This window comes from Streptococcus infantis, from assembly GCF_001579645.1.
Lineage (GTDB): Bacteria > Bacillota > Bacilli > Lactobacillales > Streptococcaceae > Streptococcus > Streptococcus infantis_E.
In genome coordinates, this window is sequence record NZ_KQ970820.1 from 156569 (window position 1) to 175100 (window position 18532).

Annotated in this window: 15 protein-coding genes; 10 read left to right on the plus strand and 5 right to left on the minus strand. The window is 39.7% G+C overall.

What is annotated here, in order from left to right; all coding sequences use genetic code 11:
* On the plus strand, positions 1-794 hold a 794-nt coding region (locus tag SINDD18_RS06265), incomplete at its 5' end, for an AraC family transcriptional regulator (RefSeq protein WP_065203270.1).
* A 785-nt stretch (positions 795-1579) separates the two neighbouring features.
* Here the strand turns inward: SINDD18_RS06265 and SINDD18_RS06270 are convergent.
* The 5 genes from SINDD18_RS06270 to leuS form a co-directional block, all read right to left on the minus strand.
* Complete coding sequence (locus SINDD18_RS06270; RefSeq protein ID WP_061863480.1) at positions 1580-2002, minus strand: GNAT family N-acetyltransferase; 423 nt, start codon at positions 2000-2002, stop codon at positions 1580-1582.
* A 130-nt stretch (positions 2003-2132) separates the two neighbouring features.
* On the minus strand, positions 2133-2786 hold the full coding sequence (locus SINDD18_RS06275; protein ID WP_061863481.1) for a DUF4352 domain-containing protein: 654 nt from the start codon (positions 2784-2786) through the stop codon (positions 2133-2135).
* A 407-nt stretch (positions 2787-3193) separates the two neighbouring features.
* Complete coding sequence (locus tag SINDD18_RS06280; RefSeq protein WP_061863482.1) at positions 3194-3889, minus strand: GNAT family N-acetyltransferase; 696 nt, start codon at positions 3887-3889, stop codon at positions 3194-3196.
* Between the two features lie 121 nt (positions 3890-4010).
* Positions 4011-4424 carry a YjdF family protein gene (locus SINDD18_RS06285; RefSeq protein ID WP_000447946.1) on the minus strand — a complete coding sequence of 138 codons (414 nt, stop codon included), beginning with the start codon at positions 4422-4424 and terminating at the stop codon, positions 4011-4013.
* Between the two features lie 258 nt (positions 4425-4682).
* Positions 4683-7184 carry a leucine--tRNA ligase gene (gene leuS / locus SINDD18_RS06290; RefSeq protein WP_061863483.1) on the minus strand — a complete coding sequence of 834 codons (2502 nt, stop codon included), beginning with the start codon at positions 7182-7184 and terminating at the stop codon, positions 4683-4685.
* A gap of 149 nt (positions 7185-7333) precedes the next feature.
* Here leuS and SINDD18_RS06295 point away from each other — a divergent pair, with 149 nt between their 5' ends.
* From SINDD18_RS06295 to pbp1b, 9 genes are all read left to right on the plus strand, one after another.
* A complete protein-coding gene (locus tag SINDD18_RS06295) occupies positions 7334-8983 on the plus strand; it encodes a sensor histidine kinase (protein ID WP_061863484.1) in 1650 nt (549 codons plus the stop codon).
* Positions 8976-9290 carry a response regulator gene (locus SINDD18_RS11685; protein ID WP_061863485.1) on the plus strand — a complete coding sequence of 105 codons (315 nt, stop codon included), beginning with the start codon at positions 8976-8978 and terminating at the stop codon, positions 9288-9290. Before SINDD18_RS06295 ends, SINDD18_RS11685 begins: the two co-directional genes overlap by 8 nt.
* 50 nt (positions 9291-9340) lie before the next feature.
* Positions 9341-9745, plus strand: coding sequence for a helix-turn-helix transcriptional regulator (locus SINDD18_RS11690; RefSeq protein ID WP_241497357.1), 405 nt, complete (start codon positions 9341-9343; stop codon positions 9743-9745).
* A 113-nt stretch (positions 9746-9858) separates the two neighbouring features.
* Entirely contained in the window at positions 9859-10905 is a 1047-nt protein-coding gene (locus tag SINDD18_RS06310) for an ABC transporter substrate-binding protein (protein WP_061863486.1), read from the plus strand.
* 12 nt (positions 10906-10917) lie between these two features.
* Positions 10918-12009, plus strand: a complete 1092-nt coding sequence (locus tag SINDD18_RS06315) for an ABC transporter ATP-binding protein (RefSeq protein ID WP_060955156.1) — start codon at positions 10918-10920, stop codon at positions 12007-12009.
* Positions 11999-13657: an ABC transporter permease gene (locus SINDD18_RS06320; RefSeq protein WP_061863487.1), complete on the plus strand. Its 1659-nt coding sequence runs from the start codon at positions 11999-12001 to the stop codon at positions 13655-13657. The genes SINDD18_RS06315 and SINDD18_RS06320 overlap by 11 nt, the downstream gene beginning before the upstream one ends.
* A 191-nt stretch (positions 13658-13848) precedes the next feature.
* Complete coding sequence (locus tag SINDD18_RS06325; RefSeq protein WP_061863488.1) at positions 13849-14865, plus strand: NAD(P)H-dependent glycerol-3-phosphate dehydrogenase; 1017 nt, start codon at positions 13849-13851, stop codon at positions 14863-14865.
* A 21-nt stretch (positions 14866-14886) separates the two neighbouring features.
* Entirely contained in the window at positions 14887-15786 is a 900-nt protein-coding gene (gene galU / locus SINDD18_RS06330) for a UTP--glucose-1-phosphate uridylyltransferase GalU (RefSeq protein WP_061863489.1), read from the plus strand.
* Between the two features lie 148 nt (positions 15787-15934).
* On the plus strand, positions 15935-18454 hold the full coding sequence (gene pbp1b, locus SINDD18_RS06335) for a penicillin-binding protein PBP1B (RefSeq protein WP_081108278.1): 2520 nt from the start codon (positions 15935-15937) through the stop codon (positions 18452-18454).
* The last annotated feature ends 78 nt before the right edge of the window (positions 18455-18532 follow it).

The window sequence follows — 18532 nt, forward strand, 5'->3', positions numbered from 1 at the left end:
CTAATCCCATTTATCATTGGCATCCTGAACTCGAGATTGTCTATGTCAAAAAAGGAACTGCTACCTTCTATATCAACTCTGAGCGCTTTGAAAGTCATGAAGGTGATATTTTTCTGATTCAGCCGACGTCTCCTCACGCTATCTACCCTATTGAAAATCAAGAACAAATTTCAACAGTTTTTCGTATTCATTTAGACTTCCTAGGTAGAAGTCAAATTGACAGCTTTAGCCAACGCTATATTCAACCAATATACTCTGGGCATTTTTATCTCACTCCTCGGATTTCACCAGATGATCATGCCTATGAACCGATTCGCGATTGTCTTTTATCTCTTTTTTCTATCCTTGAAGAACAGAGTATTTATTATGATCTCCTTTTAAAGGCAAAGCTCTATGAATTTCTCTATCTTCTCTTTAAGTATAGGTATGTCAATCGACACTATACAGATGATACCTATCAAAAATATCAGAAATTAAAAGAAATGATTAGCTATCTTGAGCAACACTATGCGGAGCCCATTCAAATTGACCAGCTTGCTGCTACGTTTGGATATAGCAAAAATCACTTTATGAATATTTTCAAACAGCATACTGGGACAAGCTGTATGGAGTATCTCATACGATTGCGCCTGGAAAAAGCTTGCGAAAAGCTCGTACAGACCAATCAAAGTGTTCAAGAAATAGCAAGCCAGGTCGGTTTTACTAACCTCTCAAATTTTAATCGACAATTCAAACAACACTTCCAGTTAACTCCCAGACAGTATCGAAATCAACAACTCAAAAAAGAATCTTAGCCATTTCTCTCCTTAGTGACTCACTAGGGAGACTTTTCTTTATCAAACAAAAAAGCCACCGAATTTGGTGGCTTCATTAGGAGATTATGATGAAAAAAGTTTTAGGATTTCTATTAAATAAAGGTTACTCAATGAAAATCGAAATCAAACTAGGCAGAGCGACGCAAGCATAACTAAAGTTAGGTAAGTCGACTCTAACGAAGTATGGTGAGATTTTCGAAGAGTATTAGGAGGTCTTTATTTAATGGTTACATGATACACAAGCAGACTTAAAGTTAGCTTAACTATTTTTACTTTTTTTCAAATGACTAAAGTTAATGAATATTACCAAGATCCAACCCAAAAAGTCCCCGCCAATTCCCCGACCAAAATCCGAAAATACCGGAAAATATCGGAAAATTATTTTTAGGAAATTCCCAAAAAGCCTGAAATAGAGCCAAAAAACTCCACCTGATTGGGTGGAGTTAAGGGAGATTATTATGAAAAAGAAAAGTTTAGGATTTCTATTAAATAAAGTTAGGAGGTCTTTATTTAATGATTACATAATACACAAGTAAACTTAAAATTAACTTAAGATTTTCTAGTTTTTAATTTTGTACAAAAATAATAAATACTAATTAAAAATTGCTAAAAGCAAACAAGAAAAAAGCCACCGAATTTGGTGACTTCTTTAGGGAGATTATGATGAAAAAAGTTTTAGGATTTCCATTAAATAAAGTTAGGAGGTCTTTATTTAATGATTACATGATACACAGGCAGACTTAAAATTAGCTTAAGTGAAAAAATTATTTTAAATTTTTTCGATTCACCCAAATCATGCCCGTACACTGAAAGCTAGACAAGGTTTCAAAACCTAAGGAATGATAAAATCCAAGAGTCTTTTCTGACTCATCTGTCGCTAGTTGTACTTGGTAGGCATCCTTATAATCAGCTAGAGCTTGCTTCATCAAGGTGCTACCAATCCCTTGACGTTGATAGCTAGGCAAAACAATCAAATCCTGGACAAAAACCGAAGAAAAACCGTCTCCAATCAAGCGAACTAGACCAACGATTTTCTCACCATCACGCGCTAGATAAATGGCCAGTGAATGAGTCAGAGCCTGGGCTAACATTTGAGGCTGATTGGTATAATTTGTCCAACCAACTGCCTGGTAGAGATGCAAAACGTCATCTAAATCGACGGATTGTTGATTTCTAATGAAAATCATTTTCTTTCCTCCATCAGAATTTTCAATTACTGAATTTCTCATAAAAGAATAACATAAGATCAAATAAGAAACAAGAAAATGCATAAACTCATAGTAATAAAACTGAACTTATGCATTTTTCACTATTTTATCAATCTAAACTAATTTTTCCTTTTTGAGTTCCCCAAATACCTGTTTGTACCTGTAACTGTAAACCTGAAGCATTGGCAGTCTCATCACTTAAGTCAAAAACCACATTTCCTGTAATACTATTTTCGGGGTTTAATTCTGATAAGAAAAATTTTGCTTCTTCATTTGCATACAAACCAGCAGCACCATCTGTTGCATACTCCGTATCACCTTTTAAAAGTTTAAAGAAATCATCAGTAACTGTTATAGATTTTTTACCAGTATTTTTTACTGTTACATTCACAATTAAATAAATACCATTTGCAGTTTTTCCATATTCTCCACCAACATTTTGAGATAGGGATTTTGAATTTACAACGTATTCAACATCCCCAACTTTAACAACTTCTCCAATCTTATGTTCTACCTTAGTTGCTGTTTTTTCTTTTGTATTTTTAGTTTCTTCCGATGCCTTTGGTTGAACAGTTTCTTCTGATGATGTTGCTTGGACACTTGAATTGGATGGAGTTGACTGTTTCGATGAATTATTTCCACTTCCTCCTTTAATAGCACTAAATGCAACAAGTACAACAAGTAGTATGAACCACCATTTTTTATAAAAAGGCGTTTTTTTCACATAAATGTTCCCATTTTCATCCTTGATTTTCTTAGCCATAAGAAATCTCCCTTAATATTTTTATTTTAAACTATTATAATATATTTCCTAAAAAAAAGCATTTTTTGAATAAAATGTAAATTCACAGTACCATGTTTTATCTATGCCTTTACCTAAAACTTTCAAATGTCAAACATGCATAAAAATAATATCCTTTTCAAAATAAGGTTACCTGTATACTAATTATTGCAACTTATATATTAAACCTCAAAAAATCTCCAAAGAGAAACTTTGAAGACTTATCATTTCCTATTCCAAAAAGATTATAAAAGACAGAGAAAACGGTCGACGATTCCTTATCTAAGTTAGATGCAAGAAAAGAGACTGGTTAAAAACTCTAATTTATCAGAAGATAATGATGAATTAGGGTTTAAAATAGACGTTCGCTTTGGCATAAGTCCTAAATATCACCAACAGCTCTCCAATTTCTGTTTTTGTTGCCCATTTTCATCAAAATTATCCGAACGCAACCACGATTCAAAACGAGCTTTGACCTTTGGCCAGTCCTTATCAATCATAGACATCCAGTCCGTGTCTCTGGTACGCCCTTTATAAATAACAGCTTGACGGAAAGTGCCTTCGTAGATAAAACCCAAACGTTCTGCCGCTTTTCTAGAAGGTAGATTTAGTGCATCACACTTCCACTCATAACGGCGATAGTTAAGCTCTTCAAAGACATAACGAGCAAGCAAATAGTGGGCTTCTGTTCCCATCCTGGTCTGTTTAAGAGCCGGCGAAAAGGTCACCGCGCCAACTTCAACCACGCGATTAGCTTGGTCAATACGCATGAGAGAAAAAGTCCCCAGCGCCTTTCCAGTCGCTTTATCAATAATCGCATAATAGAAGCGATCCTTGCGCTCAATCATCTGCTTTAAAGCAACAATTAATTCTTCAAGATTTTCTACTGGTGGTTGAAAGAGATAGGTCCACATGTCACGAGGGGTATCTGGGCCATAAACAGCCAGCAAATCCTCCGCATGCTTTTCCACTGACAGAGCTTCGATAATCGTATACTGTCCTTCTATCCGTACAAGCGACGGTAAAACTCCAGGTGTGTCGTCTACAGGTTCACCAATCATCTGACCATATTCATTTACAGGCATAGTTTTCTCCTTGTCTCACTCTTATAAGTTTAAAGATGTGAATAGTATATCACATCTCACAGGTAATCTACAAAAAATCCTCCAGATTATGGAGGATTGATCAAATATGGAAACAAGTGAGTTAATGCCCCCTGTGCTTCTCTCTACGTTTTTGCTGTTTGCGTTCGAATTTCTCTTGTTTGAGCAATTGCTTTTGGACACTAGATTGATGTTTTGAAATCTTTTTCCTTTCCTCATACTGCAACTGCAATAGTTCTTTCGACTTGGAAGAAACTTTTTGATTTACTTGTTTCCTCACCATTCGTTGTAATCGTTTAGGATTCTTGATTTTTACATGTTGCTTAACTGTAGTTTCTGGACTAAAAGATAATTGAGTAAACTGAGTCTGTAAAATCTCTAGAATTTCATCATCTTTTGGCTCCTGACCAAATGTCACACGACAAACTTGATAAGTTTCTCGATACACTTGTTCAAACAAACCATGCCAAAATCCATCTTCAAAATAAACTGTCAATCCAATTGAAATTGTTTCCACGACAGCACCTCCTTAAATCTATCCCTAAGAATGGACAACCAAGGAGGAAGGTTACTGATAGGCTTGCCTACGTCTGGACTACCAACCAGAACTGTGTTTTTATCTTAGTTGAGATAATTATAGCATAATCCAATTTAAAAATCCTCCAAAGCTTAGCTCTGAAGGATTCATTTCTTATTTAACAATGATATTTACGAGTTTAGTTGGCTCAAACAGCTTGGGAAACTGTTTGAGGTTGAAAATCAGCAACTAAATTGGTTATTTAACGACGATATTAACGAGTTTATTAGGTACACTAATCACTTTCACGATTTCTTTACCGTCAATCTCTGCCTTGACTTTTTCGTCAGCCAGAGCAATTTCTTGCAATTCTTCGCGAGAAAGGTCTTTGGCTACCATCAATTTAGCACGGACTTTTCCTTTGATTTGAACAACGATTTCGACTTCGTCTTCAACCAATTTGCTTTCGTCCCATGTTGGCCAAGCTACGTAAGAGATAGAGTCACCTGTTGCTGCGACTGTTTGCCAGAGTTCTTCTGCCAAGTGAGGTGCAAATGGGGCTATCAATTGGATAAAGCCTTTGGCGTAGTCCACATAGAGTTTGTCTTCCTTATTAGCAGCGTTGACAAAGACCATGAGTTGGGCAATGGCTGTGTTGAACTTCATAGACTCGATTTGCTCAGTAACAGATTTAACGGTTTCGTTATAAACCTTGTCTAGAGCGCCATTGTTTTCCGCAACGATTTCTTTACTTGTAATCAAACGGTACACACGGTCAAGGAACTTACGGCTTCCTTCCAGACCTTCTTCAGACCAAGCGATTGAAGCATCGAGTGGTCCCATGAACATTTCATAGACACGAAGGGTATCAGCACCGTATTGTTCCACCACATCGTCTGGGTTGACAACGTTCTTGAGGGATTTAGACATCTTAGCTGGTGCTTGCTCCAACTCTTCCCCTGTTTCCACATGGAAGAAGGAACCGTCACGTTTTTCAACCTTGTCAGTTGCTACAAGAGCGCCACGGTGGTCACGGTAACTTGTTCCCAAAATCATTCCTTGGTTAAAGAGTTTTTGGAATGGTTCCTTAGTCGGAACAACACCGAGGTCGTAGAGGAATTTGTGCCAGAAACGAGCATAAAGCAAATGAAGTACAGCATGTTCCGCACCACCCACGTAGATATCTACTGGCAACCATTGTTTGAGAAGGTCCTCATCAGCTAATTTCTCTGTGTTGTGTGGATCGATATAGCGGAGGTAGTACCAGCTTGAACCTGCCCATTGTGGCATGGTATTGGTTTCACGACGACCTTTGACACCATCCTCACGAGTCACTTTCAGCCAGTCTGTCAGGTTGGCCAATGGGCTTTCACCAGTACCTGAAGGGCGGATGTCCTTGGTTACTGGCAAGACAAGTGGGAGTTCACTTTCTGGAACAGCTGTTGAAGTCCCGTCTTCCCAATGAATGATTGGGATTGGTTCACCCCAGTAACGTTGACGGCTAAAGAGCCAGTCGCGGAGACGGTAGGTAACTTTCTCTTGACCACAGCCGTTTTCTTCCAACCAAGCCACAATTTTAGCAATGGCGTCTTCTTTGTTAAGCCCGTTCAAGAAGTCAGAGTTGACGTGAAGGCCATCTTCTGTGTAGGCAGCCTCTGCTACGTTTCCACCTTCAAGCACTTCTACGATTGGAAGATCGAACTGTTTAGCAAATTCCCAGTCACGTTGATCGTGGGCAGGCACAGCCATAACAGCACCTGTTCCGTAACTAGAAAGAACATAGTCGGCAATCCAGATTGGGATTTCTTTACCATTGACAGGGTTGATGGCATAAGCACCAGTCCAAACCCCTGTTTTTTCCTTGGCAAGGTCTGTACGAGCCAAGTCTGATTTCAAACTAGCTTGGTGTTTGTAATCTGCTACGGCTTCAGCTTGTTCCGCACTTACGATGGCATCTACTAGTTCATGCTCAGGCGCCAAAACAGTGAAGGTCGCACCAAAAAGAGTATCAGGACGTGTCGTAAAGACGGTGAATTCCTTGTCAGTCCCTTTCACTTTGAAGGTGACATTGGCACCAGTTGATTTACCAATCCAGTTGCGTTGCATGTCCTTGATAGACTCTGGCCAGTCCAGATCATCCAAGTCATTGAGCAAGCGCTCTGCATAGGCCGTGATTTTAAGCATCCATTGGCGCATTGGTTTGCGGACAACTGGATAGCCTCCACGCTCAGACGTTCCATCAGGAAGGACTTCTTCATTGGCGATAGCTGTTCCTAGTTCCTCAACCCAGTTTACTGGTACCTCTGCTTCATAGGCCAAGCCTTTTTCATAAAGCTTGGTGAAGATCCATTGCGTCCACTTGTAGTAGTTTGGATCTGTTGTGTTGACTTCACGGTCCCAGTCGTAAGAGAATCCAAGCGCATTGATTTGGCGTTTGAAGTTGGCAATGTTTTCCGCTGTGAATTCTGCTGGGTCATTACCAGTATCCATAGCGTATTGCTCTGCAGGCAAACCAAAAGCATCCCAGCCCATTGGGTGAAGGACGTTGTAGCCTTGGGCACGTTTGAAACGACTGAGAATATCTGTCGCTGTATAGCCTTCTGGGTGCCCTACGTGCAGACCTGCTCCAGATGGATAAGGGAACATGTCCAATGCATAAAACTTCGGTTTTGATGCGTCAGTTCCTGTCTTAAAAGTATGATGGTCAGCCCAGTGTTTCTGCCACTTAGGCTCGATTTCTTTGTGATTGTAAAAACTCATGCTGTCTCTCCAATTTTCGTGATGCTCCTATTATACCATTTTTAGGGGAATTTAGTCTCTTTCTTTTCAACTCTTTTCTCTTTTCACCTTGCCTTCCATTTTTAATACTGCTATACTTACTTTAGCAAGCTCTTTATAAGAGGTGATTTATGGCTCATTCTTTCAAACATTCTCTCCAAAAAGAGATTCTTCACCGTAGTTCTTTGGCTGCTTTAGCGACCTCGTTTTTACTCCTCATTCTCTTGTTTGGTTTTTCCTATTTCCTTCAAAAGCAACAGCTCACCAAAGACACTCAACAGATTGTCCAACATGTTCGTAATATGAAACAAGCGAACTATCAATTACTGGAGACCATGAATCAAAAAATGGTCCCAGAATTTTTAGAGGGTAAACACACCGACCGAGAACTCTTTAGTCTATTTTATGAAACAAAAGCTCAACTAAAACTCAGTTCTGATTTTATCATCCTTGATAACACAGGAGAACTGCTCTTTAGTACCAATCGCAACCATCAAGAAACTATTTTAGCTCCTTATTATTTAAAATTGTTAATTCAAAATCCGGTTCAAGGAGCCATTACAGAAAAGGTTGCTTTGTCAATAGATAAGCAACATTACGCACTCTTCATTATGCCTATCGTTCAAAATCAACGAGTTAAGGCTTATAGCATTTCTTTTGTAAATGAAAATGAATTTGTGTCCAGTATCCCTCTCATCAATTCAAAATACGCCATTACAGATACTTTTGGAAACATCTACTCTAGCAATACCAATCAATTTACTCAATCGACTCTGGAAAAATTTGATGAAAAATTACTCCAATCTAAAACCCATTGGTATGTTGAAAATCCACTTCTGATTGAAAAACGTAAAATTGAACCGATTTTCTCAATCTACGCCTTTCAATCTTTCTTTCCCATTCCGAGTTTACTGGGACTTGCTTCTGTCTTAACACTCTGTATCTTTCTGTTATACTTCTGGCAGGCGAGACGAATTGCTTATAAAATTGCGACGCACAATGCCGGCCCTATTGAAAGTCTAGTCTATCAACTGCAGGAAATTCCTAAGAAAAAGGACAAGAAGCTGATCCTCCAGACAGGGGACGAATTTGAACTGATTGCTGAGAAAATCACCGATATGCTCCAAGAGTTGGATGAGCTCCATCAAAAGATGTTGACCATTGAGAAGGAAAAGTGGATCTTTGAAAGAAAGATGCTGGAAGCTCAGTTTAATCCTCACTTCCTCTACAATACCTTGGAAACCATTAAAATCACGAGTATGATTGATGCTAGTATTACTCAAGAACTTATTCAAAATCTCACGCGCATCCTGCGATATAGTGTAACTGAACTAGAAAAAGAAACGACTCTTGGACGGGACCTAGAGATTATCGAAGCTTATCTGAAAATCCATCAGATTCGATTTGAACATTTTTCTTATCAGATTGACTGTTCTGAGAATCTACATTCCCAAACTATTCCGAAACTTTTCCTATTACCACTTGTGGAAAATGCTCTAAAATACGGAAGGCAGTATCGTATCGACCTTGTCATCTCTATCCAAATCACTCAAGAGCAGGAAGCACTGACCTTTATCGTTAAGGATAATGCTGGTGGTCTAACCAAACAAGAACGTCTACATATCTTAGAATCCTTGGACAGCCCACATACACAGCACGGTATTGTCAATAGTTACAAACGATTGAATAACTTTTTTGAAAATGTAGAATTAGATTTGGGAGTCAACTCCAAAGGGGAAACCTGGGTAAAATTTGTCACGAAAGGAAGAACGCATGTTTAAGTTAATCATTGTCGAAGACGAACACCTGATCCGAAAATGGCTTGAAATCGCCGTAGACTACTCAGCCTTAGGTATTCAAGTTGTTGGAACTGCAAGTCACGGACAAGAAGGCATGGAATTGATTCAAAAAGAGAAACCACACATCGTCCTGACAGATATTACCATGCCCATCATGGATGCTTTTATGATGTTTGAAGCGACCCGTTCACTCTCTTATGAAAAAGTAATCCTCTCAGGCTATAATGATTTCCAAAATGCTAAAAAGGCCATCAATTCGGAGCAGTGGACTTCCTCCCAAAACCCATAAATGTCGCAGAATTAACAGAGTGTTTAGAAAAAATAACTCTACGCCTCAAGATGGATCAACACCAAACCAATCCATTTTTACAAGACTATCAGACTTTTGTAACATCTCTTCAAAAAATCAATCCTCAAAACCAACTGATCCAACAAATTCTCGAATTTGTGCACCAACACTACTCCCAACACTTTACCATTTCTACCATTGCAGAGAATCTAGGTTATAGCGAAAGTTATCTCTACAAGGTTATCAAGGAGGATTTTCCTATCACCTTGAACGAATACATTCTTCAGTATCGTTTAAAACAAGCCGTTGAAAAGATAAGCCAGTATCCTGATTCTCCTCTTAGTCAAATCGCTGAACAAGTCGGCTTCTCAGACTATAAATATTTTGGTAAAGTTTTTAAGAAATACTTTCATATCTCTCCAAAAGAGTTAAAAGCCATTGGAAGAATAGTTTAGACACTATTCTTCTTTTTTGTAGAGAATTTTACCCCATTAGGATAGAATTTTAAGTTTTAAAAACGCTTTCATTACTTTACAATAGAGGTAACAAAACTATGGAGGTATCCATCATGAAAAAGAAATGGATGTATTATGCTGCGTGTGGACTTGCTATTTTTGGGCTAACCGCCTGCTCTTCTGACGACGCTTCGGGAGAAAAGGCAACTGAAAATGGAGGAAGCGATACTCTAGTAGTCTACTCCCCAAACTCAGAAGGATTGATTGGAGCAACTATTCCTGCTTTTGAAGAAAAGTATGGCATCAAGGTTGAACTCATTCAAGCCGGAACAGGTGAACTCTTTAAGAAACTAGAATCTGAAAAAGAAGCCCCTGTGGCAGATATCATCTTTGGTGGTTCCTATACCCAATATGCTACTCACGGAGAACTTTTTGAAAATTACGTATCAACGGAAAACGATAATGTAATCAAAGAATATCAAAATACAACTGGTTACTCAACTCCTTACACATTAGACGGTAGCGTTTTGATCGTCAATCCTGACTTAACTAAGGGGATGAATATTGAAGGTTATAGCGACCTCATCAAACCAGAACTCAAAGGAAAAATCGCAACTGCTGACCCAGCCAACTCTTCTAGTGCCTTTGCTCAACTAACAAATATGTTGCAAGCACAAGGTGGCTATACAGATGACAAGGCTTGGACTTATGTCAAAGATCTCTTTACTTTGATTGATGGTAAGATTGGCTCTAGTTCATCTGGTGTTTACAAGTCTGTAGCAGATGGAGAAATGGCTGTTGGTCTTTCTTACGAAGACCCCGCAGTGAAACTTCTAAACGACGGAGCTAACATCAAGGTTGTTTATCCAAAAGAAGGTACTGTCTTCCTACCGGCTAGCGCTGCTATTATTAAAAACGCTAAGAACATGGAAAATGCTAAGAAATTTATCGATTTCATCATTTCTCAAGAAGTCCAAGACACCCTTGGTACAACAACCACTAACCGTCCTGTTCGTAAAAATGCTAAAACTAGCGAAAATATGAAACCAATCGAACAAATTAAAACACTAACTGAAGACTATGACTATGTCATCAAAAATAAATCAGATATCGTTAAAAAATACAACGAAATCTTTACAGATATCCAATCTAAACAGTAAAAGAGGTTGACCATGAGTGAGATCAAGATTATTAATGCCAAGAAAATTTACCACGATGTAGCTGTTATCGAAAACCTAAACGTTACTATTCCTAAGGGGAGCCTTTTCACCCTCCTTGGGCCTTCAGGATGTGGGAAAACAACCTTGCTTCGTATGATTGCAGGTTTCAATAGCATCGAAGGAGGAGAGTTCTACTTCGACGATACTAAAATCAACAACATGGAACCTAGCAAACGAAACATTGGGATGGTTTTCCAAAACTATGCGATTTTCCCACATTTGACAGTGCGTGATAACGTAGCGTTCGGACTCAAGCAAAAGAAAGTTCCAAAAGACGAACTCATCGAACAAACAAATAAATACCTTGAGTTGATGCAAATTGCCCAGTATGCAGACCGAAAACCAGATAAACTTAGTGGTGGTCAGCAACAACGGGTTGCCCTAGCACGTGCCTTGGCAGTTAATCCTAGCGTTCTCCTCATGGACGAACCCCTCAGTAACTTAGATGCCAAACTTCGATTGGATATGCGTCAAGCTATTCGTGAAATCCAACACGAAGTTGGTATTACAACGGTCTACGTAACTCACGACCAAGAAGAAGCTATGGCTATTTCTGACCAAATCGCCGTTATGAAAGATGGTGTTATCCAACAAATCGGACGCCCGAAAGAACTTTACCACAAGCCAGCAAATGAATTTGTCGCAACCTTTATTGGTAGAACAAACATAATCCCTGCTCGTTTGGAAAAGCAAGCTGACGGAGCTTACATCGTCTTTGAAGATGGTTACTCTCTTCGTATGCCAGCATTAGACCAGGTGGAAGAACAAGCTATTCATGTCAGCATTCGTCCTGAAGAATTTATTCGTGACGAAAATGGACCAATCGACGGTACAATTAGTGATAGTGTCTATCTTGGACTCAATACTGAATACTTCATCGAGACAGGGTTTGCTTCAAAAATCCAAGTAAGTGAAGAATCTACATTTGAAGAAGATTTGAAAAAAGGAGATCGCGTTCGTTTGCGTATCAACACTCAAAAACTCAATGTCTTCTCTGAAGATGGTTCTCGTAATCTCATAAAAGGAGTCGGCCATGGAGCGTAAAAAACTAAATATCTGGACTGCGTCTTCCTTCTTCATCTTCCTAACTTATCTTGTTTTTCTGGTCTATCCAATTGTTACGGTATTAAAACAGGCACTGGTACATGAAGGTCATTTCTCATTAGAAAATTTTGTGACTTTCTTTAGCAAGTCTTACTATTCTGAAACCCTTATCAACAGTTTCAAGGTTTCTGTAACTGCCACAATTACCTCTGTCGTTGTTGGTACCTTGCTAGCTTATCTTTTTTCCATGTACGATTTCAAGGGAAAGAAGTTTTTACAAATTTTAATCATCATTGCATCCATGTCAGCTCCCTTTGTAGGTGCCTATTCTTGGATTCTACTTCTTGGTAGAAACGGAGTTATCACAAAGTTTCTAACCAACACACTGCACTTGCCAGGTCTTGATATCTACGGTTTCAAAGGTATTGTACTTGTCTTTACACTTCAACTTTTCCCTCTCGTATTTCTTTACGTAGCGGGAACTATGAAGAGCATCGACAACTCCCTCTTGGAAGCTGCTGAAAGCATGGGATCTTTCGGTCTAAAACGAATTGTAACAGTCGTTTTACCTCTCTTGGTTCCAACCTTACTAGCAGCTGCACTCCTCGTCTTTATGAGAGCCTTCTCGGACTTTGGTACTCCGATGTTGATTGGTGAGGGATATCGTACCTTCCCAGTCTTGATCTATACACAGTTTATCAGTGAGGTAGGAGGCAACTCTGCCTTTGCATCAGCCTTAGCAATTATGGCGATTACAATCGCCCTAGTTATCTTCCTCATTCAAAAGTACGTTTCAAATCGCTACAGTTTCAGTATGAACTCGCTTCATCCAATTGAACCTAAGAAAACGACAAAAGGGAAGATGGCTGCTATTTATGTGACAGTTTATGGCATTATCTTATTCTCTGTTTTGCCTCAAGTTTACTTGATTTACACATCCTTCCTGAAAACATCAGGTATGGTTTTCGTCAAAGGATATTCACTAAACAGCTATAAGACTGCTTTTAACCGCATGGGCTCTGCTATTTTTAATACCATTCGTATCCCTCTCCTTGCCTTGGTTCTCGTTGTTGTCTTTGCGACCTTCATATCCTATCTTGCAGTTCGCAAACGCAACCTATTTACCAACTTAATCGATAGTCTTAGTATGGTACCTTATATCGTACCAGGAACTGTACTTGGTATTGCCTTTATCTCTTCATTCAATACAGGCCTCTTCGGAAGTGGTTTCCTGATGATTACAGGAACAGCCTTCATCTTGATTATGTCCTTATCTGTAAGAAGACTTCCTTATACTATCCGCTCTTCAGTTGCTAGTTTGCAACAAATTGCCCCTAGTATCGAAGAAGCAGCAGAAAGCTTGGGAAGTAGCCGTCTCAATACCTTTACTAAAATCACAACCCCAATGATGCTTTCAGGTATCATCTCAGGAGCAATCCTTTCATGGGTAACAATGATTTCGGAACTATCTACTTCCATTCTCTTGTATAATGTTAAAACTAGAACAATGACCGTAGCTATCTACACTGAAGTACTTCGTGGAAACTATGGTGTGGCAGCAGCCTTGTCTACTATCCTCACCATCTTAACAGTTACTTCCTTGTTACTATTTATGAAAATTTCTAAAAATAACAGCATTACGCTCTAGTTTTTTTCCTACTAAAACAGCCAATTCCCCCTGGCTGTTTTTTTATATCTCTACTTTTGATTTTCCCGAATCATCACCTTCGATAAATACAGATTCCTATCAATAGGACATATCTTAGTTAGTTATATAGATGCAAGATAGGGCTTTTTATGGTAGAATATAGGAAAGTGCTTTCTCAGAAGGAGGAAAATATGGACAAACAAACCATCGCTGTTTTAGGGCCTGGTTCTTGGGGTACTGCTCTGTCACAAGTTCTTAATGACAACGGACACCAAGTACGTATCTGGGGAAATATTCCTGATCAAATTGATGAAATTAATATACAACATACTAACAAACGCTATTTTAAGGATACTGTATTAGACGATAAAATTGTGGCCTATCATGATTTGGCAGAAACCTTAAAGGAAGTTGATGCTGTCTTGTTTGTGGTGCCAACCAAAGTGACTAGATTGGTGGCCCAACAGGTGGCTGCTGTTTTGGATCATAAAGTAGTAATCATGCATGCTTCAAAAGGCCTCGAACCCAATAGCCACAAACGCCTTTCAACCATTCTAGAAGAAGAAATCCCTGAAGAGTTGCGTAGTGAAATTGTGGTTGTATCTGGTCCTAGCCATGCGGAAGAAACGATTGTACGCGACATCACCTTGATTACGGCTGCCTCTAAAAATTTACAAACTGCTCAATATGTTCAAAAACTCTTTAGCAACCACTACTTCCGCCTTTATACCAATACGGATGTCATCGGAGTGGAAACAGCTGGTGCTCTTAAAAATATCATCGCTGTTGGTGCAGGTGCCCTTCATGGACTTGGATTTGGTGATAATGCAAAAGCTGCTATTATCACGCGAGGTCTGGCAGAAATTACTCGTCTGGGGGTTAAACTTGGAGCAAATCCATTAACTTACAGTGGTCTTTCTGGAGTTGGGGATTTAATCGTTACCGGAACTTCTGTCCACTCACGTAACTGGCGTGCTGGAGATGCTCTTGGGCGTGGCGAAGCCTTGGCAGATATCGAAGCAAATATGGGAATGGTCATTGAAGGAATTTCAACAACCAAAGCTGCTTACGAATTAGCACAAGAACTAGGAGTTTATATGCCTATTACCCAAGCCATTTACCAAGTTATCTATGAAAATGTTAATATTAAGGATGCCGTTTCTGAACTCATGAGTAACGAGTTCAAGGCAGAGAACGAGTGGTCTTAGTCACCATTAGAAAGGAAGCTCATGAAGCAAAAAGTAAGAAAAGCCGTTATCCCTGCTGCGGGACTTGGAACTCGTTTCCTACCTGCAACTAAAGCTTTGGCCAAAGAAATGTTGCCAATCGTGGATAAACCAACCATCCAGTTCATCGTCGAAGAAGCTCTTAAGTCTGGAATTGAGGACATTCTTGTGGTAACAGGAAAGTCAAAACGTTCTATCGAAGACCATTTTGACTCAAACTTCGAACTAGAATACAACCTCAAGGAAAAAGGAAAAACCGACCTTTTGAAACTAGTTGACGAAACAACTGGCATGCGCCTTCACTTCATCCGTCAAACACACCCACGTGGACTTGGAGATGCCGTCTTACAAGCCAAAGCTTTCGTCGGGAATGAACCATTTGTGGTTATGCTTGGAGATGACCTCATGGATATCACAGATGACAAGGCTGTTCCACTGACCAAGCAACTCATGAACGATTATGAGAAGACTCATGCTTCTACTATCGCCGTCATGCCTGTCCCACATGAGGAAGTTTCTTCATACGGAGTCATCGCTCCTCAAGGTGAAGGAAATGACGGTCTTTACAGTGTTGAAACCTTCGTTGAAAAACCAGCTCCTGAAGACGCACCGAGTGATTTAGCAATCATAGGCCGTTACCTTCTCACACCAGAGATTTTCGGCATCCTCGAAAGTCAAAAACCTGGTGCGGGAAATGAAATCCAACTAACAGATGCTATCGATACACTCAACAAAACTCAACGAGTATTTGCTCGTGAGTTTAAAGGGTCACGTTACGACGTTGGAGATAAGTTTGGATTTATGAAGACTTCCATCGAATACGCTCTTAAACATCCACAAGTCAAAGACCACTTGAAGGACTACTTGATTGATCTAGGAAAAGAACTTTCAGGAGAAAAATAAACAATTTGTCAAACAGTCAGATTTAGCTTAAATCTGGCTTTTTCAATGTCTAAATTTCGAACTCCAATCCCTATCCAAAGCCTTGTTCTAAGCCTAATTTCTTGCAATAATTGCTTTTATGGTATAATAATAAAGAGTGAGGAATTCTATGAACAAACATGTAACAAGAATCAAACAAAAAGGACTGGCCTTACTTGGGTCTCTAAAATTAACAATTTCTAAAATGAATGCTAAGAAAAAAAGTGGAAAAAATTCTAAGAAGAAAAAGCAAACGCAAGCACCATTCGATATTTGGACTTTATTTGCCAAGATTTTACTTGGAATAAAAGCAACTTTTAACACACTTTTCATCCTAGCTTTTATTGGCGGTCTCCTTGGAACAGGGGTTGCCTTGGGGTATGCTGTTTCTCTCTTTGATCAAGTTAGTGTCCCTCAAACGGAGGATTTGATCAATCAGGTCAATAATATTTCATCTATCTCTGAAATCCGCTATGCAGATGGTTCCATGATTAGCGCTATCGAAAGCGATCTGCTGCGCACATCTGTATCATCAGATGCCATTTCAGATAACCTCAAGCAAGCTATCGTTGCAACCGAGGATGAACACTTTGCAGAGCACAACGGTGTCGTTCCTAAAGCGGTTATTCGTGCCAGTCTAGGAAAATTCATCGGACTTGGTTCTTCCAGTGGGGGATCTACCCTAACACAACAGCTCATCAAACAACAAGTAGTTGGTGATGCTCCTACGCTTGCCCGTAAAGCCAGTGAAATCGTTGACGCCTTGGCCTTGGAAAGAGCTATGAGCAAGGACGAAATCCTAACAACCTATCTCAACGTTGCTCCTTTTGGTCGTAACAATAAAGGTCAAAATATCGCAGGGGCTCAACAGGCTGCCAAAGGGATTTTTGGGGTGGATGCAAGTAAACTGACCATCCCTCAAGCGGCTTTCCTAGCAGGTTTACCACAAAGCCCTATTTCCTACTCACCTTATGAATCTACTGGTGAGATGAAGAGCGAAGAAGATATTGAACTCGGTATTAAGCGCTCCAAAGATGTTCTCTACAATATGTATCGAACAGGAGCCCTCAGCCAGGAAGACTATGAAACCTACAAGGCTTATGACATTAAGCAAGATTTCTTGCCAGCAGAAAATGCTAGCGTTACCTCTAAAGGCTTCCTCTACTTCACTGCACTCGATGAGGCTACCAAGATTATGTATGATTATCTGGTGCAAAAGGACAATGTTTCTGACCAAGAACTACAGAACGAATCGATCCGAAAATCTTATCGAGAATTGGCCGAAAAAGAAATTCAAAACGGTGGTTACCGTATTACAACTACCATCGATAAAACGATTCATACTGCTATGCAAAATGCCGTAACAAACTACGGATACCTTCTAAATGATAGCTCGGGGCAACCTGAAGTTGGGAATGTCTTGATGGACAATCAAACTGGGGCGATTTTAGGGTTTGTAGGTGGACGAGATTATCAGACCAATCAAAACAATCATGCCTTCGATACCAAACGTTCGCCTGCCTCCACTACCAAGCCACTATTGGCCTACGGTATTGCTATCGACCAAGGGCTTATGGGAAGTGCTAGCATCCTCTCTAACTATCCAACAAACTTTTCTAACGGAACTCCGATCATGCATGTCAACAGTCCTGGAACAGCCATGATAGACCTTAAAGAAGCTCTAAACTATTCTTGGAACATCCCAGCCTACTGGACCTACCGAATGCTCCGTGAAAAAGGGGTTGATGTCCGTTCTTACATGGAAAAAATGGGCTATGAAATCCCAGAATACGGCATTGAAAGTCTTCCTATGGGAGGAGGAATTGAAGTTACTGTAGCCCAGCATACCAATGGATACCAAACACTGGCTAACAATGGTACCTATCATAAGAAATACATGATCTCAAAAATTGAGAAAACGAGTGGCGAGGTTCTCTATGAACATCAGGCTAAACCTATCCAAGTTTACTCTAAAGCTACCGCAACCATTATGCAGAGTTTGCTAAGAGATGTACTTTCATCTCGAGTTACTACAAGCTTCCAAACGGATCTGACTTCTATCAATTCCAGTCTAGCAGGTGCTGACTGGATCGGAAAAACTGGTACAAGCAATGAAGAAGGAGATATGTGGCTCATGGTCTCTACTCCAAGATTAACTCTGGGAGGCTGGGTTGGACATGACGACAACAGTTCTCTAGCCCAGGGAGCTTACTACCGCAATGCAAAATATATGGCTCATCTGGTAAATGCCATTCAGCAAGCAGCCCCTTCTGCTTGGGGTTCAGAACGTTTCAAACTCGATTCAAGTGTCACTTCATCACAAGTCCTCAAATCAACTGGTCAAAAGCCAGGAAAGTTGACTATTAATGGAAAAGAAATTAATCTGAGCGGAGAAACGGTGACTAGCTACTGGGCAAACCAAGCTGGTGCTCCAACTACTAGCTACAAATTTGCTATTGGTGGAAGCGATTCTGACTACCAAAATGCTTGGAACACCATTTTAGGAAGTCTGCCTAAAGCATCTTCTTCCTCATCAAATAACAACAACAATAACAATAATAGTAATAATCGTAATAATACTTCTAATAGTAACGGGAACAATAATAGTAGCTCTAGTTCCAATAACAGAAGTAGTAATCAACGGCGCTAACTAGCACAATCATTGAGAGTGGGAAAGAAATGATTTTCTCAACTCTCTTTTTTCTTTCTTCGTTTCATGGTACAATAG